General features: G+C 72.2%; 23 protein-coding genes. 6 read left to right on the top strand and 17 right to left on the bottom strand.

Going from position 1 to position 23195, the window contains the following annotated elements; translation table 11 throughout:
- Positions 1 to 17: 17 nt before the first annotated feature.
- A complete protein-coding gene (locus tag ACPPVX_RS14240) occupies positions 18 to 1172 on the bottom strand; it encodes a serine hydrolase domain-containing protein (protein WP_426571225.1) in 1155 nt (384 codons plus the stop codon).
- A 167-nt stretch (positions 1173 to 1339) separates the two neighbouring features.
- Between ACPPVX_RS14240 and ACPPVX_RS14235 the strand changes: the two genes are divergently transcribed.
- The gene (locus ACPPVX_RS14235) at positions 1340 to 3133 is read left to right on the top strand and encodes a flavin-containing monooxygenase (protein ID WP_426571224.1); all 1794 of its coding nucleotides are present in this window, start codon (positions 1340 to 1342) and stop codon (positions 3131 to 3133) included.
- A 20-nt stretch (positions 3134 to 3153) separates the two neighbouring features.
- Complete coding sequence (locus ACPPVX_RS14230) at positions 3154 to 3624, top strand: group II truncated hemoglobin (RefSeq protein WP_426571223.1); 471 nt, start codon at positions 3154 to 3156, stop codon at positions 3622 to 3624.
- Here the strand turns inward: ACPPVX_RS14230 and ACPPVX_RS14225 are convergent.
- A complete protein-coding gene (locus ACPPVX_RS14225) occupies positions 3621 to 4358 on the bottom strand; it encodes a class I SAM-dependent DNA methyltransferase (RefSeq protein ID WP_426571222.1) in 738 nt (245 codons plus the stop codon). The two genes, ACPPVX_RS14230 and ACPPVX_RS14225, sit on opposite strands and share 4 nt — an antisense overlap.
- Positions 4359 to 4482: 124 nt before the next feature.
- Between ACPPVX_RS14225 and ACPPVX_RS14220 the strand changes: the two genes are divergently transcribed.
- Positions 4483 to 5421 (top strand): TIGR03621 family F420-dependent LLM class oxidoreductase, encoded by a 939-nt coding sequence (locus tag ACPPVX_RS14220; RefSeq protein ID WP_426571221.1) that lies wholly within the window; start codon positions 4483 to 4485, stop codon positions 5419 to 5421.
- 26 nt (positions 5422 to 5447) lie between these two features.
- On the opposite strand, the gene ACPPVX_RS14215 is transcribed toward ACPPVX_RS14220, so the two are convergent.
- The 7 genes from ACPPVX_RS14215 to ACPPVX_RS14185 all read right to left on the bottom strand — a co-directional run bounded on the left by ACPPVX_RS14215 (position 5448) and on the right by ACPPVX_RS14185 (position 11764).
- Positions 5448 to 6062 (bottom strand): dihydrofolate reductase family protein, encoded by a 615-nt coding sequence (locus ACPPVX_RS14215; protein ID WP_426571220.1) that lies wholly within the window; start codon positions 6060 to 6062, stop codon positions 5448 to 5450.
- Between the two features lie 126 nt (positions 6063 to 6188).
- Positions 6189 to 7544 (bottom strand): hypothetical protein, encoded by a 1356-nt coding sequence (locus tag ACPPVX_RS14210; protein WP_426571219.1) that lies wholly within the window; start codon positions 7542 to 7544, stop codon positions 6189 to 6191.
- Positions 7541 to 9046 (bottom strand): hypothetical protein, encoded by a 1506-nt coding sequence (locus ACPPVX_RS14205; RefSeq protein WP_426571218.1) that lies wholly within the window; start codon positions 9044 to 9046, stop codon positions 7541 to 7543. The genes ACPPVX_RS14210 and ACPPVX_RS14205 overlap by 4 nt, the downstream gene beginning before the upstream one ends.
- A complete protein-coding gene (locus tag ACPPVX_RS14200; protein WP_426571217.1) occupies positions 9043 to 9426 on the bottom strand; it encodes a hypothetical protein in 384 nt (127 codons plus the stop codon). Before ACPPVX_RS14200 ends, ACPPVX_RS14205 begins: the two co-directional genes overlap by 4 nt.
- Positions 9427 to 9905: 479 nt before the next feature.
- Positions 9906 to 10718 (bottom strand): isocitrate lyase/PEP mutase family protein, encoded by an 813-nt coding sequence (locus tag ACPPVX_RS14195; protein WP_426571216.1) that lies wholly within the window; start codon positions 10716 to 10718, stop codon positions 9906 to 9908.
- Positions 10719 to 10797: 79 nt separating this feature from the next.
- The gene (locus ACPPVX_RS14190; protein ID WP_426571215.1) at positions 10798 to 11199 is read right to left on the bottom strand and encodes a nuclear transport factor 2 family protein; all 402 of its coding nucleotides are present in this window, start codon (positions 11197 to 11199) and stop codon (positions 10798 to 10800) included.
- Positions 11200 to 11323: 124 nt separating this feature from the next.
- Complete coding sequence (locus tag ACPPVX_RS14185) at positions 11324 to 11764, bottom strand: GNAT family N-acetyltransferase (protein ID WP_426571214.1); 441 nt, start codon at positions 11762 to 11764, stop codon at positions 11324 to 11326.
- A gap of 135 nt (positions 11765 to 11899) precedes the next feature.
- Here ACPPVX_RS14185 and ACPPVX_RS14180 point away from each other — a divergent pair, with 135 nt between their 5' ends.
- Positions 11900 to 12079, top strand: a complete 180-nt coding sequence (locus ACPPVX_RS14180) for a hypothetical protein (RefSeq protein WP_426571213.1) — start codon at positions 11900 to 11902, stop codon at positions 12077 to 12079.
- Positions 12080 to 12200: 121 nt separating this feature from the next.
- A complete protein-coding gene (locus ACPPVX_RS14175; protein WP_426571212.1) occupies positions 12201 to 13127 on the top strand; it encodes a PAC2 family protein in 927 nt (308 codons plus the stop codon).
- Between the two features lie 6 nt (positions 13128 to 13133).
- Here the strand turns inward: ACPPVX_RS14175 and ACPPVX_RS14170 are convergent, their stop codons facing one another.
- The 5 genes from ACPPVX_RS14170 to ACPPVX_RS14150 all read right to left on the bottom strand — a co-directional run bounded on the left by ACPPVX_RS14170 (position 13134) and on the right by ACPPVX_RS14150 (position 19286).
- Positions 13134 to 13820, bottom strand: coding sequence for an NUDIX hydrolase N-terminal domain-containing protein (locus ACPPVX_RS14170; RefSeq protein WP_426571211.1), 687 nt, complete (start codon positions 13818 to 13820; stop codon positions 13134 to 13136).
- Positions 13821 to 13854: 34 nt separating this feature from the next.
- Positions 13855 to 16146 carry a [protein-PII] uridylyltransferase gene (locus ACPPVX_RS14165; RefSeq protein ID WP_426571210.1) on the bottom strand — a complete coding sequence of 764 codons (2292 nt, stop codon included), beginning with the start codon at positions 16144 to 16146 and terminating at the stop codon, positions 13855 to 13857.
- Positions 16147 to 16164: 18 nt separating this feature from the next.
- Complete coding sequence (locus tag ACPPVX_RS14160) at positions 16165 to 16503, bottom strand: P-II family nitrogen regulator (RefSeq protein WP_426571209.1); 339 nt, start codon at positions 16501 to 16503, stop codon at positions 16165 to 16167.
- Positions 16504 to 16514: 11 nt separating this feature from the next.
- Positions 16515 to 17744: an ammonium transporter gene (locus ACPPVX_RS14155; protein ID WP_426571208.1), complete on the bottom strand. Its 1230-nt coding sequence runs from the start codon at positions 17742 to 17744 to the stop codon at positions 16515 to 16517.
- A 210-nt stretch (positions 17745 to 17954) separates the two neighbouring features.
- Positions 17955 to 19286: an FAD-dependent oxidoreductase gene (locus ACPPVX_RS14150; protein WP_426571207.1), complete on the bottom strand. Its 1332-nt coding sequence runs from the start codon at positions 19284 to 19286 to the stop codon at positions 17955 to 17957.
- A gap of 283 nt (positions 19287 to 19569) precedes the next feature.
- Between ACPPVX_RS14150 and ACPPVX_RS14145 the strand changes: the two genes are divergently transcribed.
- Positions 19570 to 20043, top strand: a complete 474-nt coding sequence (locus ACPPVX_RS14145) for an RrF2 family transcriptional regulator (protein ID WP_426571206.1) — start codon at positions 19570 to 19572, stop codon at positions 20041 to 20043.
- A gap of 4 nt (positions 20044 to 20047) precedes the next feature.
- Here the strand turns inward: ACPPVX_RS14145 and ACPPVX_RS14140 are convergent, their stop codons facing one another.
- The 3 genes from ACPPVX_RS14140 to ACPPVX_RS14130 all read right to left on the bottom strand — a co-directional run bounded on the left by ACPPVX_RS14140 (position 20048) and on the right by ACPPVX_RS14130 (position 23189).
- The gene (locus ACPPVX_RS14140) at positions 20048 to 20737 is read right to left on the bottom strand and encodes an EAL domain-containing protein (protein WP_426571205.1); all 690 of its coding nucleotides are present in this window, start codon (positions 20735 to 20737) and stop codon (positions 20048 to 20050) included.
- 58 nt (positions 20738 to 20795) lie between these two features.
- A complete protein-coding gene (locus tag ACPPVX_RS14135) occupies positions 20796 to 22517 on the bottom strand; it encodes a sigma-70 family RNA polymerase sigma factor (protein WP_426571204.1) in 1722 nt (573 codons plus the stop codon).
- A 171-nt stretch (positions 22518 to 22688) separates the two neighbouring features.
- The gene (locus ACPPVX_RS14130) at positions 22689 to 23189 is read right to left on the bottom strand and encodes a hypothetical protein (RefSeq protein ID WP_426571203.1); all 501 of its coding nucleotides are present in this window, start codon (positions 23187 to 23189) and stop codon (positions 22689 to 22691) included.
- Between the last annotated feature and the right edge of the window lie 6 nt (positions 23190 to 23195).

The following is a 23195-nucleotide window of genomic DNA, read 5'->3' as shown; positions in this document are numbered from 1 at the left end:
TGTTCTACCGAGTCCGATCAGCCGAGCGCGGCGTAGACGGCGCGCTCGAACGCGGCGTTGGCCGCCAGCACCTTGGGATCGTGGAACGGCAGGACCTGGGTGGCGAAGACGCCCGTGACCCGGCGGGTGCGGTCGATCCAGTAGTAGGAGTTCGCGGCGCCGGCCCACGCCAGGCTGCCGGGCGACCGGCCCTCGGCCGTGGCCTCGGTGTTGATCAGGAAGCTCAGGCCCCAGGCGGCCCGCTGGCCGGGGAGGAGCTCGACGTCGGCGGTGAACGTGGGGTTGGTCGACGACCAGCCGGTGGCCGAGAGCTCGCCGAGGTGGTCGCGGCCCATCTCGTCGACGGTGGCCTCGGCCAGGACGCGCGCCCCGTCGAGCGCGCCGCCCTCGAGGATCATCCGGGTGAAGCGGAGGTAGTCGGAGACCGTTGAGTACAGCCCGCCGCCGCCCGACGCCATCTCGTAGGGGGTGCCGTCGGTCAGCGCCTCGTTCGGCAGGGCGATGAGGCCGTCGGGCATGCTCAGGGTGAGCGCGGCCAGCCGGGCGTGGACCGCGGCCGACGGCTGGAACGACGTGTCGACCATGCCGAGCGGGCCGAGGACGTGCTCCTGGAAGTACGCCCCGAGGTCCTGCCCCGACACGGTCTCGACCACCCGGCCGGCCCAGTCGACGCCGATGCCGTAGGACCAGCGGGTCCCCGGGTCGGCGGTGAGCGGGTGCTCGTAGCTGCCTTGCGAGTTGCCGGGCGCCGGCTCGATGGTGGGCAGGTGCTGCGCGAGCACGGCGTCGGCGAAGTCGTACCCGAACCCCGACGTGTGCGTGAGGAGGTTGCGCAGCGTCACCGGGCGGGTCGGCGGACGCAAGCGGGCGACGCCGTCGCCGTCGAACCCGTCGATGACCTGGACCTCGGCCAGGTAGGGCACCAGCTCGCCGGCCGGCTCGTCGAGCGTGACGCGGCCCTGCTCCACGAGCTGCATGACCGCGGACGCCGTCACCGCCTTGCTCATCGAGAAGATCCGCACCACCGAGTCGGTCGCCATCGGCGCTCCGGCAACGGCCTCGCCGGCGGCGCCGAGGTACGCGCCCCGGTCGGACCAGGCGGCGGCGACCACGCCGGGAGCCGCCCCATCGGCGACGGCACCCGCGAGCACCCCATCGATGTCGGCGTCCATCTCGCCCTCCGTACCGTCGTGGATCGGAGGGGACCCTACGACCACCCCTGGCGGGCCGCTCCCCCCAGGATCTGACGGCCCGTCAGGGAGAATGTGCTCGAACGGGCGGCGGGCAGCAAGACTCGTGGGGAAAACGAGAACACGTTGCAGAAACGGACCTAGGCCTGATGTCTGAGCACGAGCAGATCGAAGCAGCGCGGGAGCGCTACAAGGCCGAGCGCGAGAAGCGCCTGCGCTCCGACGGCCAGGCCCAGTACTCCCAGCTCGACGAGGTCGACGAGGCCTTCGACCACGATCCGTGGGTCGAGCCCGGCTTCACCCGGGACCCGCTCACCGAGTCGACCACCGTGGTCATCGTCGGCGGCGGGTTCGCCGGGATGCTCACCGCCAAGGGCCTCATCGAGCGCGGCGTCACCGACTTCCGCATCATCGACAAGGCCGGCGACTTCGGCGGCACCTGGTACTGGAACCGCTACCCGGGGTGCATGTGCGACGTGGAGTCGCTGATCTACCTGCCGCTCCTGGAGGAGACCGGCTACACGCCGTCCATGCGCTACGCCCCGGCGCAGGAGATCTTCGAGCACTGCCAGCGCATCGGCCGCACCTACGACCTGTACCCGCACGCGCTGTTCCAGACCGAGATCGACACCACCGTGTGGGACGACGACGCCGCGCGCTGGACGGTCACCACCTCCCGCGGCGATCAGCTGTCCACGCAGTTCCTCATCACGGCCGGCGGCATCCTGCACAAGGCCAAGCTCCCCGCCATCGAGGGCATCACCGACTTCGAGGGCCGCGCCTTCCACACCGCCCGCTGGGACTACGGCTACACCGGCGGCAGCCCCACCGAGCCCATGGACCACCTCGCCGACAAGCGCGTCGGCATCATCGGCACCGGCGCCACCGCGATCCAGGTGGTGCCGCAGCTCGCCAAGAGCGCCAAGGAGGTCTACGTCTTCCAGCGCACGCCTTCGCCCGTCGGCGTGCGCGCCAACGCGCCCATCGACCCCGACTGGGTGGCGTCGCAGCCGGATGGCTGGCAGCGCGAGCGGATGCTCAACTTCACCCAGGCCGTCACCGGCGACAAGCCCGCGGTGAACCTGGTGGGCGACGGCGCCACCCGCCTCCTGTGGGACGACACGCAGCAGGCCGCCGCCACCCCCGAGGAGCAGACCGAGCTGGAGCGCCTCGACTTCGAGGTGATGCAGGGGCTCCGGGACCGGATCGACGAGGTCATCGACGACCCGGAGACCGCCGAGAAGCTGAAGCCCTGGTACGGCAAGCACTGCAAGCGCCTCTGCTACCACGACGAGTACCTCCAGGCCTTCAACCTGCCCAACGTCCACCTGGTCGACACCAACGGCCTGGGCGTGCGCCGGGTGACCGCCGCCGGCCCGGTGGTCGACGGTGTGGAGTACCCGCTCGACCTGCTCGTGTACGCCTCGGGCTTCGAGGTCACCACCGGCCTCGTGAGCCGCCTGGGCTTCGACCCGGTCGGCCGCGGCGGCGTGAAGCTCAGCGAGCGCTGGGAGGACGGCGCCCACACGCTGCACGGCGTGCTGACCAACGGCTTCCCGAACCTGCTGGTGTGCCACTTCATCCAGGCCGGGTTCGGCCTGAACTTCCACCACTACCTGGCCGAGCTGACCACCCACCTCACCGCCATCGTGGCCACCTCGGTCGAGGAGGACATCGTGTCGATCGAGGCCACGGTCGAGGCCGAAGACGAGTGGCTCGCCCTCCTGTGGGAGGCGGGCAAGGGCTTCGGCCGCTACTCCGCCTCCTGCACGCCGAGCTTCCACAACAGCGAGGGCGCCCGGACCATGGCGGCGGCCCGCAACGTGGTGCACCCCGGCAACCTCATGAACTACGCCGCCCACCTGGAGCGCTGGCGCGAGGCCGGCGACCTCCCCGGCACCACCGTCGTCCGCGCCGACGAAGGCGCCGAAGCGGCGAGCTGACCGGCGGTAGGGTCCATCCGATGCGCCAGGAGACGGTGTTCGACGCCTGTGGCGGCACGGACGGGGTGACCGCCCTGGCCCACGCCTGGCACGAGCGGGTCCTGGCCGACGAGGTGGTGGCCCACGCGTTCAGCCACGGGTTCCACCCGGACCACACCGCGCGCCTCGCGGCCTACTGGGCCGAGGCCCTCGGCGGCCCCGCCACCTACTCGGACCGGTACGGCGACGAGAGCACGGTGGTGCGGATGCACAGCGGCAACGGACCCCACGACGACATGGACCGCCGGGCGATCGCGTGCTTCGACGTGGCCGTCGCCGACACCGGTCTCGACCAGGATGAGGAGCTCCGCCGGGTGCTCCACGACTACTTCGCCTGGGCCACCACCTCCACGATGGCCCGGTACCACCACTCGGCCGACGACGTGCCCGACCACCTCCGGCTCCCCCACTGGTCGTGGACCGGCCTGGTCGATCCCGACGAGGCCCCCTAGGCGGTCGGCTTCTGCCAGACGGAGACGTGCTGCGTGCTCTCGGCGGTGAACGGCGAGCGGTGCCAGTCGCTCCACCGCTCCTGGCGCACCAGCCCGGCCATGGTGGCCATGAGGTCCAGCTCCGACGGCCACACGTAGCGGTGGAGTGACCGGAACACCTCGGCCCGACCGTCGCCGATCCGGTAGTGGTGGGAGACGAGGCGCTGCTCGACGACGTCGTACTCGTCGATGCCCACGTGGCCGTCGGACACGTCGAACGGCACGAGGGTCTCGCCCACGGGCAACCGGCGCAGGCGCGGCACGCCGACCTCGACGACGAAGTGGCCGCCCGGATCGAGGTGGGCCGCGGCGTTGGCGAAGCAGGCCACCTGCTCCTCCTGGGTGAGCAGGTTGCCGATCGCGTTGAACACCAGGAGGACGAGCCCGAACGAGCCGTCGGCCCGGGTGGTGGCCATGTCGCCGACCGCCACGGGGATGGCCTCCCCGCCGGGCTTGGCCCGAAGCTCGGCCACCATCGCCCGGGACAGCTCGATGCCGGCCACGTCGAGGCCGCGCTCGCGCAGCGGCAGGGCCACCCGCCCGGTGCCGATGGCCAGCTCCAGCACCCGCCGACCCGCGGCCAGCCCGGCGAGGAAGGCCACCGTGGGCTCGAGCTCCTCGGGCGCGAACCGCACGGCGTGGTCGGCGTCGTAGGTGGGCGCCACCCGCTCGTCGAAGATCCCGTCGGCGCCCACCGGTCCAGGCTCGCCGCGCCGCCGCATCCCGGCACCACCGATTTCGCCAGCGGGGCGGCGGTACAGTCCGCAACCTCGGGCCGCGGCGGCACCGCGGCCGCCGCTGCCAAAGGAAACCCACACGATGAGCCACGATCGCCGCTTCCGCTTCGGGGTGCAGACCTCCACCGCTTCATCGGGCGAGGAGTGGGCCGCCCTCGCCCAGAAGGCCGAGGACCTGGGCTACGCCACCATGTTCCTCCCCGACCACTTCGGCGACCAGCTGGCGCCGGTCCCCGCGCTCGCAGCCGCAGCCGCCGCCACCACCACGCTTCGCGTCGGCGCCCTGGTGTTCGACAACGACTACAAGCACCCGGTGGTGCTGGCCAAGGAGCTGGCCACGATCGACGTGCTGTCGGGCGGACGGCTCGAGATCGGTCTCGGCGCCGGCTGGATGACCAGCGACTACGAGCAGTCGGGCATCCCCTACGACAAGCCGTCGGTGCGGGTCGACCGCTTCGAGGAGGGCCTGGCCGTGATCACCGGGCTGCTGAGCCCCAACCCGGTCACGTTCGAGGGGGTGCACTACCAGGTGACCGCCATGGACGGCCGGCCCAAGCCCATCCAGCAGCCCGGCCCGCCGATCCTCATCGGTGGCGGCCTCAAGCGCATGCTGACCCTCGCCGGCCGCCACGCCGACATCGTCGGCATCAACCCCACCATCCCCAACGGCGCCGTCGATGCCGAGGCGGCGCGCTCGGGCCTGGCAGCCGTCACCGACCAGAAGCTCCAGTGGGTCCGCGACGCGGCCGGCGAGCGCTACGACGAGATCGAGATCAACCTCCTCAACTACGCGTGCATCGTCACCGATGACCGCCAGCAGGTGGCCAAGGACTTCGCCCCCCTGTTCGGGATCTCGCCCGACGACCTCCTCGAGTTCCCGCACGCGCTCGTCGGCACCGTGGACGAGATCTGCGCCTCGATCGAGGCCAACCGCGAGCGGTACGACGCCTCGTACATCGTCGTCCAGCGCGACGCCATGGAGGCCATGGCGCCCGTCGTGGCCCGCCTGGCCGGCACCTGACCGACCGGCACCTCCGAAGCGGCGCGCTAGCGCGCCGCGTCGGGATCCGTGACCCGTTCGTACGTGACGTGGATGGCGTTGGTCGATGGGCGGACCTCGGCCTGCCGGTAGCGCCGGCGGGTGCCCCGCCCGAACAGCGGGGTCCCACCGCCCAGCAGCATCGGAGCGATGTGCAGGCGCAGCTCGTCGACGAGATCGCCGTCGAGCGCCTGGGCGATGACGTCGCCCCCACCCATGATCACCACGTGGCCCTCGCCGGCGACCAGGCGCGCCTGCTCGATCGCCTCGGATACCCCGGCCGCAAAGGTGAACCGCATGCCGAGGTCGCGCTCGAGCCGCACCTCGCTCGGGGGCGAGTGGGTGACGACGACGAACGGCGGCGTCCCGACCTGGTCGGCGCCGTAGCCCATCGTCTCGTTCCAGCCGTGGGGGCCGTCGACCGTGTCGAAGAGCCGTCGGCCCATCACGACCGCCCCGCTCACCGCCGTCGCCCCCTCGAGGATCTCGGTGTCCACCCGATCCTGGGAGAAGACCCACTCGTGGAGCTCCTCGGCGTCGCCGAGGCCGTGCTCCACGTCGGCTCCCGGCCCGGTCACGTACCCATCGAGCGACATCGTGATGTCAGCGATCACCTTGGTCACGACCGGCTCCTCTCTCGAACCCCTCTACCCGCTCAGACTGCCTGCGAATCCTCCACTCATCGCGAGCACCTCGGCCGAGGCCGCCGCGCCCTGCGGGCCGGCACCACCACTGGTCGAGAGAAGCGGCTACTGGGTCCGCCACGAGCGGACGATGACGAGCTGGGTGCTGCCGGGCTTGCGGAGCTCGACCAACGCGCGGGCGGTGACGTCTCCCTCTCCGGGACTGGTGGCGGTCGCGGTGATCACCACGTAGCGCTTGTCCGTCGCCGAGGTCCCGACGGTGAAGATCGGGACGCTGCCGTCAGAGGTCCCGCTCAGCTTGAGGTGAGCATCGTGGATCACCGCACCGCCCCGGAAGACGCTCAGGCCGTTGGGCCCGTCCAGGTCGGCGTCGGCGTTCGGCGCGTAGAACAGCCCGTGGATGGCGACGGCAGGGCTGCCGCCGCTCGTGTCGAACACGGTGTCCGGCGGCGTGGACCTGAGGTACCCACCGGCCGTGGCCGGCACGCCGACGAAGGAGACCCGGGGGGTCACGCCGGTCTCTGCCGGTCCCGGAACCCGCGAGTGCAGCTCGAACTCGTCGTTGTTCTTGAACGACAGGTTCGAGCTCCCACCGAAGATCCATTCGACACCGAACCCCGTCCCGCCGCCGCCCGGCATGGCGTCTGCGTTCGCCCGGCACGGGGTGGTCAGCGGCGACACATCCGAGGGGTTCGAGCCGCCGGTGACGGTCCGGCCGACGGGCACCTGCCAGCTCCCGATGTTCTGGAAGTAGTAGACGCCGCTGACGAAGTAGTTCTCGCCGAGCAGGTCCGGGGCGGCGGTGTAGGTCCCGGGATAGAAGACCCGGCAGCTCCCGTAGGTGTCGGCCGCCTTCGGGGCCGCGGGGACCGGGGGCAGGACATGAGGCGGGTCGGGAGGCGGAGCGGTGGTGCACTGCCACGAGTAGGGCGGCGACGGCGTGACGGTCAGCCCGGAGGGCTTGGTCATCGAGCCGGGACAGGTGGCGCCGTGCTGGTACACGGACCCCTCGGTGTTCTTGAAGCTCCCGGAGATGGCGCCCTGCACGTACAACGGGCCGTTCAGGCCAGCAGTGCCCCCGGCCTGCTGGAGGAGGTCGCCGGTGATGATCGCGGCCCAGCCGGAGGCACCGAGCGGCAGGTCGCCGCCCGGGGCGACCTGGCACGACACCGTCGCCGTGCGTCGGTTCACGATCGCCGGGGCCAGCGCCGACGGGCTCTCGGTCGTGCAGGCGGTGGGGTCGATCCGGAGGCGAGCGATGGCCTGCTCGATGCCGGCGTCCGCCGCGTAGGTCCGCTCGGTCCGGCTGCGCACGATGACGGTCGTCTTGAGGTTCACCGTCACCAGGTCGAGCACACCGGCGATCAGCACGCCGAACACGATCATGAACACCAGCACCAGGAGCAGCACCGTGCCCTGCTCGCCCTCCCGGGCCGGGCGCCGGCTGCGGGGCGCGCTCACGTGACCACCAGGGACGCGGACCCGGCCGAGCTGGCGCCGAGGATCGTGATGGTGTGCGAGCCCGGGTCCCACTTCGGGCCGGTGGCGATGGTGGCCGTCCAGGTCGAGCCGCTCGAGGTCAGCGCGGCGGTGGTGTCCGTGCCCTGCGGCGCGTACTTGATCTGCAGTCCACTGCACGTCCCGCTGGTGGCCACGGTCACGGCCACCGGTGCGATCAGCCGGCCGTTCGGGGCTCGGCCGACCGGGTTGGGCGAGGCCACCACCGAGGTGATCGTGCACGGTACGAACGGGCTCACGGTCAGCCCGATGGTCGGTTGCTGCACCGCGACGGTGCCCGTCTGCACCACGGTGATCGCCTTGGTGCCGGCCGTCCATGCGTAGGCCGACCGGCCGAGCGACGCGGTGTACGCGCTGCCTGAGGCGGTCAGGGCGACGGTCACCGGTGCGGCGGCTCCCGGCGTGAACGCCAGCGACAGCGGCGTGGCGCACAGGCCGGTGGTGGTCAGCGACACACCCACATCGGCCGCCAAGGCGCTCCCCGCGCCCATCGCCGCGGGGTTGGGCGTCAGCGTCGCCGCCGCCACGGTGCACGGAGGCGAGACCGTCAGGCCCAGCGTCGGGTTGAGCACGGTCGCCGGGACGGCCTGCCCGATCGTGAGGGTCTTGGTGCCCGACGTCCACGCGTAGCCGGCCTTGCCGAGGCTCGCCGCGTAGGTCGTGCCGAAGGGGATCAGCGGGACCGTCACCGCCGAGCCCGAGCCCGGGGTCAACGACACGGTCAGCGGCGCGACGCACGACCCCGAGACCGACACGGAGACCGACACGTCGGCGGCGAGCGTCGTGCCCGAGGCGATGGCCACCGGGCTGGGGGTGGCGCTGGAGCTGTCGACCTTGCAGGGCAGCGGCGGGGCCGTGGTCGGGACCGCCGGATCCGGAAGGGCCGCCGGTTCGGTCGGCGTCCGGCTGTGCCCGGTGACCTCGAAGCGCTGCCCGGCAGGTGCCCGCAGGGTCACGGCGAGGGTGACCGTCGTGGTGCCGTCGGTGTCGGTCTCGACGGTGGCGGATGCTGCGGCGACGCCCTCGGCGATGGAATCGGTCGTGGCCGGCGCACCGACGGTGCAGGAGGACCGGAGGAGATCTCCCTGGGCGCTGTCGAACCGGTAGGCCACCACCCGCTGGTCGTCGCCGGGTCCCGCCGAGACCGGGAGCCGGACCACGTTGGCGCCCTCGTCGCTGCCGGCGCAGCCCGTCGCGGCGGGGGTGGCCGTGATGCCGGCCGGCGCGGCGCTGGCGACGTCACGGGGGAACGAGTTGGCGACGATCTCCGAAGCATGGGAAGCGGCCAGCCGCTCCGTGGTGGCGCCGGTCGTGCGGAAGCCGACGGTGAGGGCGCCGGCGATCGCCCCGACGATCAGGCCGCTCATGACCACGTAGAGCAGGACCTCGATCAGCGTGGTGCCCCGCTCACCTCCGGAGACCAGGGCGCGGTCGCGGGTGCTCATCCGTCCAGCTCGCCCTTGACGAACTCCAGCTGCTGATGGAGGCCGCCGCCCGGGTGGTCCACCACGATGGTGATCCGCTGGAGCGGGAGATCGTTGGTCGCGTTGTCGTAGCAGGTGGTCCCGTAGGTCGTGCCGTCCCAGTAGGTGATGGCCGTGATCTGCACGGTCGAACCGCTCCACCCCGCGGCGCTGGCGGCCTGGCGGGCGGCCGCCAGGTACGACGCGCTGGTGGGCGACGCGCAGGTCACCTTCGGCGTCTCCTTGACCCGCTCGGCGGCGCTCACGAGCACCCGCTCCACCGCAGACCGCCTGCGGTGGTAATCGGACGAGCGCACCGCTGCGCCCATGGCTCCGAGGACGCCCACGACGAGCCCACCCATGAGGGTCACCGTGATCAGGACCTCGATCAGGCTTGCACCACGCTCGCTGGCGGGGGAACGTTCGCTACGCACGTGCGCCCCCTCCAGTCCCGCAACAGCGGGGGTACGGGCCTCAGGTGCACGACGGCGCGAGGGACCTCACACTGCGCCCGGGGGAGGCGCCGTGCGTCGGATGGGGTTCAAGTCCGCCGGTAACCACGGCTCCTGAAGACGAGGACGGTTCCGGCGGGCACGGTGGCACCGAGACGGCGAGGCGAGCACATGGCAGGGCCTTCCAAGGGGGTGGTGGCCCATGAGCCGGTTTCGCCCTTCGCTCCCCCTCCGAAGAACCCGCGACCAAATCGGAGGGATCATTGCTCTCATGGTGGTGAAGGTGTCCGTCCATCTCTGGACAAATGTCAGTAGACATCACGGAGCGCGGCCATGTCAAGGAATTCGCTACGTAGAGTGTTGACCACACCGCGGTCGGGTTCGCTCCGCTACCCCTCGTCGAAGGTGGAGCGGAAGACGGTTGCCCCGGTCTTCGCTCCGTCCAAGTAGCCGTAGGTCCCGTGGTCGCGGAGCTCGGTGGCGGCTTCCACCACCGCCCCGAGCGCGGCCAGGGCGAACCAGCCGCCGACGGAGATCCGCCGGACGCCGAGGGCGGCCAGCTCGGCCACCGGCGGGCATCCGGGGCGGGCGACGACGTTGACCGGCCGGTCCACCTCGGCCAGCAGGCTGCGCAGGGCGTCGGGCTCGGTCACGCCGGGGGCGAAGAGCACGTCGGCTCCCGCCTCCTGGTAGCGCTGCAGCCGGGCGATGGTGTCGGCCAGGTCGTCCCGGCCCCGGATGTGGTTCTCGGCCCGGCCCGTGAGCACCAGGTGCACCGGTCCGCGGTGGGCGGCCTCGGCTGCGGCCGCGACCCGATCCGCCGCCAGCTCGACGTCGTAGATCGCGGCTCCGTCCCAGTCCTCGACCGAGCACCCGGCCAGGCCCGCGCCGACGGCGAGCTCGATCGTCTCGGCCACCCCCTCGGGCTGGTCGGCGAAGCAGTTCTCGAGGTCGGCGGAGACGGGGAGGTCGACGGCCGCGACCACGGCCGCAGCGTGGGCGATGGCCTCGTCGCGGTCGACCGCTCCGTCGAGCCGGCCGAGCGTCGCCGCGAAGCCGCTGCTCGTGGTGGCCAGCGCCTCGAAGCCCAGCGCCGCCAGCACCTTGGTCGAGCCGAGGTCCCACGGGTTCGGCATCAGCAGTGGGGACGGCCCCTCGTGCAGGGCGAGGAACCGCTCGGCCTTCTCCGCTTGCGAAGCCACAACACGACGCTACCCACGCTGGTCGCCGCTTGCTTGGGGTGACGCGGCCCTCCGGGCCACCGACCGCCCCGGGTGTCGGCTACTTGCCGTCGAAGAAGTCGTCGTGGGCTTGGGGGTCCTCCGGGAGGTCCCACAGGTCGAGGACCTTGCCGTCACGGAGACGGAGGATGTGCACCTCGTCCACCGCGATCGACGCGCCGTCGGGGCGGGTCGCCGTCTCGCGCATGACCACGGCCGCGTGCTCGTCGTCAGCGTAGATGCCCTTGATGTCGAGGGCCTGGGTGCCGGCGGTGAGCTCGAAGTTGTGGACCAGCGCCGCGGTGATGGCGTCGCGGCCCTTGTGGTCCCCGCTGTTCGGGCCTTCGCCACCGAAGTGGAACACGCAGTCATCGGCCAGGTCGGCCAGTGCGCCCTCGAGGTCGCCCTTGGTGAACGACTCGTAGGCGTGGCGGACCACGGCGACGTTGGGATGCTCGGCCATGACGGCCTCCCTTCTCCCGGTCGGCGATCCACCGACCGCCTCGCGACCCTAGGCCCGCCCCTCGCCGAGCGCTCGTGAGCGTCCAAGCGCCATCGAGGTCCAGCACGGTCGCTGGCCGCGAGGCTCAGGCGTCGCCGGTGTAGCGGTAGACGTTGGTCTCCCTCGGCTCGAAGCCGAGGCGCTGGTAGAGGCGGTTGGCGGCCTCGCGGCTGGGACGGGAGGTGAGGTCGACGGAGCGGGCGCCGTGCTCGGCCGCGACGTCGATCGCGTAGCGGTTGAGCGCCTCGCCGACGCCCTGGCCGCGGGCGTCGCCGTCGACCACCACGTCCTCGATCCAGGCCCGCAGCCCGGTGGGGATGCGGAACAGGACCAGGGTGAGCGACCCGGCGATCGAGCCGTCGTCGCCCCGGGCGATCAGCAGGTAGGTGGCCGGCGAGGACACGATCTCCTCGAGCTGGTCCCGGTTCGGCGGCGGCGACGAGGACGAGAGCTGCGGCGTGAGCCGGACGAACGCTTCGACCAGCTCGTCGGTGACCTCATCGGCGATGGCAACGGTGACAGGCATCGGCGACGACCCTAGGGCCAGCCCGAAACCCGAGCGGTCGCTCGTCTCGCGGGACAGCTAGATGTCAGCGGATGGTCACCGTCTGTGTATCCGAGCGACGACTGGACGCAACACCAGACTCGTACCGTCAGCGCCATGAACTGGCTGCCCCCCTTGCTCCGTGGTCTCGGCACCGCTGGTGCCGCGGCCAACGCTCGAGCCGAGCTCGAGACCGCCCACGTCCGCAACCTGCAGGCCGCCTTGGTGGTCCAGCGGGTCAACCGCTCCGGCGCCGGCCATCCCCTGTTGCCGGCCGCCGAAGTACGGGTCGCCTGACGACCCACTGGTCGAGCGCCGGGTTCCGGCTGTCCCCCCAGGACCCGGCGCTGACCAGCGACGTCCCCTTCCGCGGCGCGCGGCTGGGGTCAGTCGCGGGCTTCCTCGGTAGCGTGTTGGCGTGAGTTCCCTCCGCTGGCACCACCGCCCGAAGCTCCGCCAACCCGTCCTCATCGCCGCCTTCGAAGGGTGGAACGATGCGGGCGACGCCGCGTCGGGAGCCGCCCGCTGGCTGGCCGACCGCTACGGCGCCGAGCTGGTGGCCACCATCGATGCGGAGGAGTTCTTCGACTTCACCACCACCCGGCCGATCGTCGAGATGCTCGACGACGGCAAGCGCCGCATCACCTGGCCCGACACCGAGCTGTGGTCGGCCGCCACCGATGCGCCCGCCGACCTGATCATCATGGTGGGCCACGAGCCGCACCTGAAGTGGCGCACCTACAGCAAGGCGGTCACCGAGGCCGCCGATGCGCTCGGCTGCTCGATGGTCCTCACCCTCGGCGCCCTGCTGTCCGACGTGCCCCACACCCGTCCCACCGCCGTGTCGGGCACCGCCGACGACGCCGACCTGATCGAGCAGCTCGACCTCACCCACTCCACCTACGAGGGCCCCACCGGCATCGTCGGCGTGCTCCACGCCGCCTGCCAGGAGCGGGGCATCCCGTCGGCGTCGCTGTGGGCTGCGGTCCCCACCTACGTGTCGGGAGCGCCATCGCCGAAGGCCACCTTGGCCCTGGTCGAGCGGGCCTGCACGCTGCTCGGCCTGCGCCTCCCGGTCACCGACCTCCAGATCGCCACCGCCGCCTACGAGCGCCAGATCGACGAGCTCGTCGAGGCCGACGAGGACACCGCCGCCTACGTGGCCGGCCTCGAGGAAGCCGCCGACGACGAGGAGCGGGACGCCGAGTTCGGCGGATCGGGCGGCTCGGGCGAGACGCACCCCGAGGGGCACCCCTCCGCCCACCACGAAGACCTCGCCCCGCTCGAGGAGGCCGACCCCGACGCCTTGGTCGAAGAGGTCGAGCGCTTCCTCAGAGGCGACTGACCCCGGTCACCCCTGCCAGGGCGGGTCTCGGGGCTCGTCGAAGAAGACGGGGTTGGGCGCGTTCCGGATGGCGGCGAAGGCCATCTCGCCCCACTGCTGGTAGCCGGCGAGCGGGGCGGGGAGCGCGTCCTGGGCGAACCAGCCGACGCCGGTGGTCTCCAAGGGATGGGCCTTCAGCTCGCCGCCGACGGCCCGGCAGTGGAACACCAGCGAGTACAGCGGGACGTGCGTGAGGCCGAGGCGCAGGCCATCGAGGACGGCGATAAGGCCCACCACCTCGCAGTGGATGCCGGTCTCCTCGGCCACCTCCTTCACCGCCACCTCGGCCGGCGAGTAGCCCACGTCGGCCCAGCCGGTGGGGTACAGCCAGATGCCAGAGTCGGACCGCTGGATCAGCAGGATCTCGCCGGCGTCGTTGCCCACCACCGCGCCGATGGCGACCTTGGGCGTGACGTAGCCGGGCACGCCCTTGCCGACGCCCTTGAGCCACTCGTCGATCTGGGTCTCGTGGTCGACGCCGAGGCTGGTGTGGTGGCGGATGTCGGCCGCGACGGCCAGCACCTCCTCGAACCGCTCCCGCTCGTACAGGCTCTCGGTGAACCCCAGCCCGGTGCGGGCGATGCCCGCCAGCGCCTCCGCCCACCGCAGCAGATCCGTCTCCGTCAGCGCCGGACGGTCGCCCCCATCACCCATGCCCGGACCTTACCGGCGAGCACCGGGGGCTCGTTCACGTCACGGCGTGGAGGAGCGAGCGCTCGAGCTCGGCGCGGAGGGCAGGGTCGGTGAGGAGCGTGCCGTCGGTGTGGGTGACGTAGAAGGCATCGACGATGAGGTCGCCGAGGGTCTGGATCTTGGCGGTGCGCACGTCGAGGTCGAACTCGGCGAACGCCCGCGACACCTTGTAGAGCACCCCGATGCGGTCGCGGGCGTGGACCTCGACCACCGTGGCGACGGTGGAGGCCGCGTCGTCGAAGCGCACCGCCGGCGGCGGCAGGTCGGGCCGCGACGCCTTCGGCGCGTAGGCCCGGACCCGAGCGGCGAGCCGGGCCTCGATGGCCATGCGCCCCTCGAGCGCGGCGTGCAGCGAGTCGGTGATGCGGTCCCACGGGATGAGCGAACCGAAGCGCGACGTGACCTGGAAGATCTCCAGCGCCATGCCGTCGACCGCGGTGGCGTCGGCGGCGCGGACCTCGAGCCCCTCGATGGCGAGGACGCCGGCCACCCGGCTGAACAGGCCGGGACGGTCGGCCGTGATGACGGTGACCGTGAGGCCGCTGGTCTCGACCACCGTCTCACCGCCGGCCATGACGGCGGCCTGGTGGGCGTTCGGGAAGTCGATGGTGGACAGCGAGGACTGGGCGCCGCCCTCGAAGTGGTGGTCGACGCGGCGGACCAGCTCCCGCACCAGCTCGGCCTTCCACGTTCCCCACGCGGCGGGGCCGGTGGCCAGCGAGTCGGCCTCGGTCAGCGCCGCGAGCAGGTGGAGCCGCACCGGGTCGCCGACGGCGGTGGCCACCGTGGTGATGGTGGTCTCGTCGGTGAGGTCTCGGCGGGTGGCGACGTCGGGCAGCAGGAGGTGGTGCCGGCACATGTCGACGAGCACGGCGGTGTCGTCGGCGTCGAAGCCCATGCGGGGGCCGATCTGCGCGATGAGCTCCATGCCCACCTCGGTGTGGTCGCCGGGCCGGCCCTTGGCGATGTCGTGCAGCAGTGCCCCCATGACCAGTAGGTCGGGCCGCTCGACCTGGTCGACGAGCGCGGCCGCGTTGGCCGCGGTCTCGAGCAGGTGCCGGTCGACGGTGAACCGGTGGTAGGCGTTGCGCTGGGGCCGGTTGCGCACGCTGGCCCACTCGGGGAGGTAGCGCTCCCACAGCCCGGTGTGGTCGAGCGCCTCGATCACCCCGATGGCGTGGTGGCCGCAGAGGAGGAGGTCGATGAAGCGCGCCCGCAGGGTCTCGGGCCACGGCTCCACCGGCATCGGCGAGCGCTCGACCAGGCGGGCGAGGGTGGCCCGGGAGATGCGGGCGTCCTTGTCGGCGGCCACCACGGCGACCTCGAGGATGAGCTCGGGCCGGTTGGCCGGGTCGACGCTGCCCTCCAGCGTGAGCTGGCCCTCGCGGACGACCATGCCCGGGGCCCGTTCCCGGCTGCGCCAGCCGAGGAGGCTGATGGATGTGGCCAGGCTGGCTCCGACGCGGTCCCAGGTCTCGTCCGCGATCCACGCCACCACGCGGGCCGCCGACGCGATGCCGGCCATGAGCTCATCGGCCGACATGCCGAGGGCGGCGCCCACCGCGTCCTGGTCCTGGAGCGTGAGCCGGTCGCCGACGCGACCGGTGGAGCGGTGCAGCTCGACGCGCGCCGCGAACAGGGTGCGCTCGGCTTCGGCGAGGGCTTCGGCGTCGCCGTCCTCGAGCACGGGCCGGGCCGCCTGCGCCCACCGCAGGGCGTGGATGTCGCGCAGCCCGCCCCGGCCCTCCTTCAGGTCGGGCTCGAGCAGGAAGGCCACCTCGCCCTGCTGGGTCTGACGGGCGGCCACGGAGTCGCGCAGCATGGCGAGGAACCGCTTGGCGCGCTTGTTCCACTGGGCCGCGGCCGCCGTCTGGAGCTCGGCGGTGAGCGTCTCGTCGCCGGCGAGGTGGCGCATGGTGAGCAGCGACGTGGCCGTGTCGAGGTCTTCGGAGGAGAGGTCGAGCGCCTCCTTGATGGTCCGCACCGAGTGCCCGAGCTTCAGACCCTCGTCCCAGATCGGGTACCAGATGCCCTCGGCCACCTCGGCCGGGGCCGACCGGCCCCGGTGGAGCAGGAGCAGGTCGAGATCGGAGGCCGGGGCGAGGTCGCCCCGGCCGTACCCGCCGACGGCCACGAGGGCCACGTCGAGGTCGGGGTGGTCCGCCGTGGCGGCGGTGAAGCGGTCGACCAGCCAGGGGTCGACCGTTCCCCGCCACGCCTCGGCGAACGCGCACCCTCGCAAGGACCCGTCAGCCAGCAGCCGGTCTCGATCGGTTGCCAACGTCATGCGGGGTCCTTGCTCGGGTCAGATTGCGTCGGGACCTTGCTCTCCCGTGCGGATGCGGATGACGCTCTCCACCTCGGAGATCCAGATCTTTCCATCACCGATCTTGCCCGTTCGAGCAGCAGCCACGATCACATCGACCAGCGCCTGCACCTGGGACTCCTCGACGACCAGCTCGAACCGCACCTTCGGCACGAAGTCGACCTGGTATTCGGCGCCTCGATAGACCTCGGTGTGGCCTGCTTGCCGGCCGAAGCCCTGGACCTCCGTCACGGTCATGCCCGCCACGCCTGCGCCCTTGAGCGCTTCTTTGACCTCGTCGACCCGGTACGGCTTCACCACTGCGGTGATCTTCTTCATGACGTCCCTTTCTAGAGGTTGTTGTACGCGGTCTCGGAGTGCAGGACCTGATCGAGCCCGATGTCCTCGGTCTCCTCATCCACCCGCAGGCCGATGGTGGCCGAGACGCCCCTGGCGATCGCATAGGTCACGACGAACGAGAAGGCGAACACGACCACCGTGCCGACGGCCTGGTCCTTCAGCAGCTCGAGGCTGCCGCCGTCCATGAACAGTCCGGGGTGGGTGACCGCCGGGTTGATCGCCTTGTCGGCGAACAGGCCCAGGACCAGCGACCCGAAGATGCCGCCGACGAGGTGGACGGCCACCACGTCGAGGGCGTCGTCGAGCTTGATCTTCTCCTTGATCTCGAGCGCCAGGTAGCAGATCGTGCCGGCGGCGAAGCCGACGATCATCGCGGGCATGGAGCCCACGAACCCGGCGCACGGGGTGATGGCGACCATGCCGGCCACGGCTCCCGACGCCGCACCCAGCGTGGTGAGCGACTTGCCCTTCACCCGCTCGATCAGCAGCCAGCCGAGCATGGCGGCGGCCGGCGCCAGCAGGGTGTTGATGAACGCCTGGGCGGCGATGCCGTCGGCGGCCAGCGCGGACCCGGCGTTGAAGCCGAACCAGCCGAACCACAAGATCCCGGTGCCGAGCATCGTCCAGGGCAGGGCGTGCGGTGGCATGTGCTCCTTGCCGTGCCCCTTGCGGGCCCCGATGACCATCAGCACGGCGAGCGCGGCGGCTCCGGCGTTCACGTGGACGACGAGTCCTCCGGCGAAGTCGAGGGCACCCATCTTGGCGAGCCAGCCGCCGCCGAACGCCCAGTGGGCCACGGGTGCGTAGACGACCAGCAACCAGATCCCGATGACGAGGGCGTAGCCCCCGAACTTGAGCCGGTCGGCCGTCGCTCCGGTGATGAGCGCCGGCGTGATGATCGCGAACGTCATCTGGAAGACGATGAACAAGATGTCGGGGATGGGCAGCCCGAACTGATCGTTCGTCATCCCGATGTTCTTGAGGCCGACGTAGTCGAAGTTCCCGAGCCAGCCTCCGTCACCGAAGTTGCCGAACGCGAGCGATGCCCCGACCAAGGCGAACAGCACCGCCAGCAACCCGATGGCGAAGTAGTTCTGCATGAGCATGGCCAGGAAGTTCTTCGCACGGACCATGCCGCCGTAGAAGAACGCCAGGCCGGGGGTCATGAACAGCACCAGGGCGGTGGAGATCATGACCCAGGCGATGTTGCCTGCGTCCACGGGAGCACCTCTCAGTTGGGGAAAGAATGGCGACATCTTGGTCCGGGCGACGTTGCCTCCCCGTGTTCCCGGTGTTTCGTCTGAGCAAATGCGTTCACAACTCTGACGGTTCTCTGTTGGTTCCCTTCCTGACCGGCACCCAACGCGTCGCGGGCGCGTCGATGCCACGAACCTGTCGCCCGCTCCATCGGGCTGCCGCCGGGCGGGGAGCTAGGAGAGGGTGGAGCGGGCCGCGAGCTGGAACGCGTCCCACAGCGGCGACACCGCCGGGGCGTACGCGAGGTCCAGATCGACGAGCTGCGTGGCCGTCATCCGCGCCGTGATGGCGGTGGCCAGGGTGTCGATCCGCTTGCCGGACCGGTCGGCGCCGACGAGCTGGCCACCGATGAGCCGCCCGGTCCCGCGCTCCGCGAGCACCTTGGCGTGCAGCGGCTTGGCCCCCGGGTAGTAGCCGGCTCGAGTGGTGGCCTCGACGGAGCCCACCTCGTACTCGATGCCTGCAGCGTCGGCCTGCGCCATGCTCAGGCCGGTGCGGGCGATCTCGATGTCGCACACGCGCGTGACGGCGGTGCCCAGGACGCCCGGGAAGCTCGCGTAGCCGCCACCCAGGTTGACGCCGGCCACGCGACCCGTCTTGTTGGCGACGGTGCCGAGCGCCACCAGCACCCGCTGGCCGCTCACCTGGTGGATCGTGTCGGCGCAGTCGCCCGCCGAGTAGATCCCCTCCCGGCTGGTGCGCTGCCGGTGGTCGACCTTGATGGCCCCCTTGGCGCCGGCCTCCAGGCCGGCGTCGAGCCCGATCGCCGAGTTGGGCGCGACGCCCAGCCCCAGGACGACCAGGTCGGCATCGACCGGCCCCGAGGCGGTCAGGACCCGGCCGGGCTCGAACCCCTGCACCCTCGTCCCGAGGCGCAGGTCGATGTCGAAGCGGCGGATGGCGTGGCCGACGTGGACGCCCATGTCGGGATCGAGGGTCCCCATCGGCTGGGCGTTCGAGTCGACGAGGGTGACCTTGGCCCCGCGCAGCACGAACGCCTCGGCCATCTCCAGCCCGATGTACCCGGCCCCCACGACGGTCACGGCGCGGCAGCGGCCGGCCTCGACCGCGTCGAGCAGGGCGCGCGCATCGTCGAGCGTCTGCACGCCGTAGATGCCGGGCCCGTCGATCCCCGGCAGGTCGGGGCGCATTGGCCGCGAGCCGGTGGCGATGTGGAGCAGGTCGAACCCGAGGTGGAGGGTGCGCTCCTGGTCGACGGCCCGCACCTCGAGCCGCCGGGTGTCGAGATCGATGCCGACCACCTCGTGACGGGTGCGCACATCGATCCGGAAGGCGTCGCGCAGGTCCTGCGGCGTCCGCACGATCAGGTCCTCGAGCGCACCGACCGAACCGCTCACGAGATAGGGGATGCCGCACGCCGAGTACGAGACGTAGGTGCCCTTCTCGAGCACGACGATCTCCAGGTCGGGGCGGCCCCGGCGCGCGTTGGTGGCGGCCGTCATGCCCGCGGCATCACCGCCGATGACCACCAAGCGGTCTGCCATGCGGCGCAGACTACCGATCCCCGGCCCAGGCCCGAGGCCAATCCCCCGCACTTCGCTCAGAAACGGTGGTTTGGGCACGACCGTGCGAAACTGGAGCCATGGCCGTGCGTCAAGACTGTCGCCACTACTCCACGCGCACCGTGGCGTCAGGGGAGCAGGTCCAGCGATGTCGCGTGGATGCCAACGACAAGGCACCCTTCGCCTGCCCGGAGTTCTGCTTGTTCTTCGAGCCCAGATCCATCACCGACGCCGGCTGGCGGCGCTTCGAGGGCGAGGACGACACGTGAGGATCACCGCCAAGGTCGATTACGCCGTACGGGCCGCCATCGAGCTCGCCCGGGCCTACCCCACCGACGACTCCCGGCCCGTGCCGCTCACGCGGCAGGCCATCGCCGAGGCCCAGGACATCCCGTCGAAGTTCCTCGAGCACATCCTGGCCGACCTCAAGCGGAGCCAGATCGTGGGCAGCGTGCGGGGCGCCGACGGGGGCTACTGGCTCTACCGCCCGCCCACCGAGATCACGATGGCCGACATCATCCGTGCGGCCGAGGGCCCCTTGGCCGACGTGCGAGGCGAACGGCCCGACGCCCTCGACTACCCCGACGACCTGGCCGCCCTCCAACGGGCCTGGGTGGCGGTGCGGGCCAACCTCCGTGCGGTGCTCGAGCACGTCACCCTGGCCGACCTCCGCGACGGCCAGCTCATCCCCGCCGTCGACCGCCTCGCCGATCCCGACGACGCCTGGCAGCTGCACTGACCGTTCAGGCCGAGCGCGCCCAGGTGCTGAGCAGCTTGGCCAGCGGGCCGGCGCTCCCCCAGAGGTAGCCCTGCACCAGCGAGATCCCGCCGAGGGCCGCGAGGGCCACCTGGTCATCGGTCTCGACGTCGGCCGCCAGCACCTCCATCTCGAGCGCCTCGGCGCCGGCGACCACCGATCGCAGGAGCGCCACGTCGGCGCCGTCGGACGGGATGAGGCCGGTGAGGCTCAGCCGCAGGCAGGCGACCGGGATGTGGCGGAGCTGCTGGGGCCGCAGCGCACCCGAGCCGAAGTCGGCGACGGCGAACCGCACGCCCAGGGCGGCCAGCGCCGCCACCGATCCGGCGCGCACGCCCTCGGCCAGGTCGGCCTCGTCGGCCACGAGCACCAGCCGCGCCGGGTGGAGCCCCGAGCGGCGCAGGACATCGGCCACCACGTACGGCGTGCCCGGCCACGCGACGCGGCGGCCGTCGAGGCGCACCGACACCCACCAGCCGAGCTCGGCGGCGATGCCCCCGGCGAGCTCGGTGGCCACCGCCTCGAACAGGTCGTCGCCGGGACCATCGGTGCCGATCGCGGCGGCGAGCTCGACGCCGCGGATGCGACCCGACGCCCGGTCGAACACGGGCCAGTAGCGCGCCTCGGCCGACCGCGCCTCGGGGCGCGCCAGCAGGGTCCTCGTGCGCTTGGCCATCACCGGGGCAAGTCGACCCGACGCCGGATCATGACGATCGGCGCGAACTGGTTCGAGGTCAGCGCAACCGGAGGCGGAGGTCGACGAGGTCGATGTCGTGGCCGGCGAGCTCGATGGCCCCGAGGTCGGTGCTCCAGAACGCGGCGCCCTGCCAGGGATCGGGTCCGTCCTCGGGCGCGTACGCCGCCGAGACCACCGCCACCACCCGGTAGGTGCCGGGCGCGACGTCCTTGAGCTCCCACCTGCCGTCGGAGCCGGTGAAGGCCGCCTGCACCAGGACGCCGTCGTGGTCGAACGCCTCCACCAGCACGCCGGGCACCGGCAGGTCGGCCTGGCCGATCTCGGGGTGGGGCCTGGTGGCGCGACCGGTGAGCCGAGCAGGGACCAGCGGCGCCACGACGGTGGTGGTCGTGGTGGCCGGGTCCGTGGTGGTGGTGGTGGTGGGGCGCGGCACCTGCGTGGTGGTGGCCGGCACCCCGGGACTCGGTGATGCCGGGACCACCGATCGCGGGGCCGTGGTGGGCACCGCGGTGGTGGCCGGCGCGGTGGAGGGCACCGCGGTGGTGATGGTGGGCTCGGAGCGGGAGGCCGAGGGCGACGAGGTGCTGGCGGCGTCGACCGAGGTGGCAGAGGTGGGCTTCGTCACCACGCTGCTGGACGGCACGACCCGGGTGGTGGCGACCGCGGCCGCCTCGTCCGGGCCACCAGGCCCCGGGGACCGGCCGGCGCCGGCCAGGCCCGCAGCCGCAGCGGCCACCACCACGACGACCACGACGACCGCCACCACCGTGGTGCCGATCCCGCCGGCTGCGGCTCCGCCCGCCGCGGCGCCGGCACCCGCACCACCGCCGCCCGCGCCACCACCGGCGGATGCGTGGCCGGCCACCGCCACCCCGCCGAGCGCGCCGGCGCCGGCCGCTCCCGCCGCGGCGCCCGTGGCCGCCAGGCCCTTCGCCCACAGCCCCGCCGTGAGGAGGCCGAACGGAGCGACGGCGCGGAACGCCCCACCCATGACGTCGACCCCTCGCGTGACGTCCCGGCACGACGGGCAGCCCTCGAGGTGGGCCACGACGTCGTCGAAGCCCTCAGGGATGCAGCCGGCCGCCACATAGGCACCGAGGCGGCCGTTGAGCGCGGCGCACGCATCGTCCACGCCGTGGTGGCGGTACGCGTCGAGGTAGGCGGTCAGCAGGCCTTGGCGGGCCCGGTACGCGAGCGCCGAGGCGGTGCCGGCCGACACGCCGAGCATCGGGGCGATCTCGGCCGGCTTGCGCCCCTCCACCTCGGTCAGCCACAGCACGTTGCGCCACCGCTCGGACAACCCTCGGAACGCCTCCGACAGGAGCACGTGGGCCGACGGGTCGTGGTCGTCGAGCGGCTCGGGCGCCACCGGCTCCTGCTCGGCGGCGGTGGGCTCATCGACGGCCCAGAGCTCGACCACCTCCGACTGGCGGCGACGGCGGCGCTGGGTGCGCCACGCCTCTCGCCGCACGGCGGTGGTGAGGTAGTAGCGCAGCGTGTCGGTGGGCCCCTTGCCGTTGCGGACGGCCGCGAAGACGCGCAGGAACGCCACCTCCGCCACGTCCTCGGCGGCGGAGGAGTCGCCTTGCGAGAGGGCCCGGCGGGCGGTGGCGACGGCGTGCGCGCGGTGGCGCTCGTAGAGGATCCCGAACGCCCCGGCCGACCCGTCGCGGGCCGCGTCGAGGAGCAGGGCCTCGTCTCGGGGATCGTCGTGCGCCCCGGTGGGCAGGTGGGCGGCGCGGGGTTCGGTGGAGGTCACAGCGTCAAACGGGGGTCGGGGCCAGGACGATGCGGTCTCACGTTCGCCCAGAGAGACTTCACTACGAGGTCAAACCCCCGAAGGCCGCCGTCATGACGGCGACGCCAAGAAATCTTCGGATCTCTTCCAGACCGTGGCGACCGGCCCGCCACGATCGCCCATCCTGCCCGCTCAGCGGCGACCCTCCGCGCGCCGGCGGGCCAGCACCACGTGGGCCTTGGCCGCGCCCCACACGATCCCGGGCTCGTGCAGCGCCGGGTGGAGATCGGCGAACGAGGCCGGGGCCAGGCCGTACACGTCGTCGGGGAAGGCCCGCTCGGCGAACTCGTCGCGCACCACGGGCGGCACCCCGGCGCCGGCCAGCACCTGGGTGGGGTACCGCACGGCCGACCGCAGGACCGCCAGCGGACCGGTGGCCTGAGCGTCGACGTCCTGCTCCAGCAGGGCGCGCACCTCGGGCCCCACCTGGGCCGCCGCCTCACGCCCGGCGTCGGCCGCCGCCCCGGCCAGCGCCCGGGACGAACCGGGGCGCCACGCCTCGGCGAGGTCGTGCACGCAGCGCACCACCCAGCCCGGCAGCGCCCGCTCGATCGCATCGGCCAGGACCGCGGCGTGCGCGGCCAGGAGCTCGTCGTCGGAGGGGCCCGGAGGGGGGTTGTCGGGGCCGGGCACGAACGG

The organism is Aquihabitans sp. McL0605 (assembly GCF_049993875.1).
In the GTDB taxonomy this organism is placed as follows: Bacteria; Actinomycetota; Acidimicrobiia; order Acidimicrobiales; family Iamiaceae; genus Aquihabitans.
Note: the sequence above shows the minus strand (reverse complement) of the source record. Positions and strands in the feature narration are given on the sequence as shown.

Bases quoted from the DNA above. Each gene is read 5' to 3' on its own strand.
- ACPPVX_RS14240 (WP_426571225.1), bottom strand. From the start codon at position 1,172: ATGGACGCCGACATCGATGGGGTGCTCGCGGGTGCCGTCGCCGATGGG.
- ACPPVX_RS14235 (WP_426571224.1), top strand. From the start codon at position 1,340: ATGTCTGAGCACGAGCAGATCGAAGCAGCGCGGGAGCGCTACAAGGCC.
- ACPPVX_RS14230 (WP_426571223.1), top strand. From the start codon at position 3,154: ATGCGCCAGGAGACGGTGTTCGACGCCTGTGGCGGCACGGACGGGGTG.
- ACPPVX_RS14220 (WP_426571221.1), top strand. From the start codon at position 4,483: ATGAGCCACGATCGCCGCTTCCGCTTCGGGGTGCAGACCTCCACCGCT.
- ACPPVX_RS14205 (WP_426571218.1), bottom strand. From the start codon at position 9,046: ATGAGCACCCGCGACCGCGCCCTGGTCTCCGGAGGTGAGCGGGGCACC.
- ACPPVX_RS14200 (WP_426571217.1), bottom strand. From the start codon at position 9,426: ATGGGTGGGCTCGTCGTGGGCGTCCTCGGAGCCATGGGCGCAGCGGTG.
- ACPPVX_RS14190 (WP_426571215.1), bottom strand. From the start codon at position 11,199: ATGGCCGAGCATCCCAACGTCGCCGTGGTCCGCCACGCCTACGAGTCG.
- ACPPVX_RS14185 (WP_426571214.1), bottom strand. From the start codon at position 11,764: ATGCCTGTCACCGTTGCCATCGCCGATGAGGTCACCGACGAGCTGGTC.
- ACPPVX_RS14180 (WP_426571213.1), top strand. From the start codon at position 11,900: ATGAACTGGCTGCCCCCCTTGCTCCGTGGTCTCGGCACCGCTGGTGCC.
- ACPPVX_RS14170 (WP_426571211.1), bottom strand. From the start codon at position 13,820: ATGGGTGATGGGGGCGACCGTCCGGCGCTGACGGAGACGGATCTGCTG.
- ACPPVX_RS14165 (WP_426571210.1), bottom strand. From the start codon at position 16,146: ATGACGTTGGCAACCGATCGAGACCGGCTGCTGGCTGACGGGTCCTTG.
- ACPPVX_RS14160 (WP_426571209.1), bottom strand. From the start codon at position 16,503: ATGAAGAAGATCACCGCAGTGGTGAAGCCGTACCGGGTCGACGAGGTC.
- ACPPVX_RS14150 (WP_426571207.1), bottom strand. From the start codon at position 19,286: ATGGCAGACCGCTTGGTGGTCATCGGCGGTGATGCCGCGGGCATGACG.
- ACPPVX_RS14140 (WP_426571205.1), bottom strand. From the start codon at position 20,737: ATGGCCAAGCGCACGAGGACCCTGCTGGCGCGCCCCGAGGCGCGGTCG.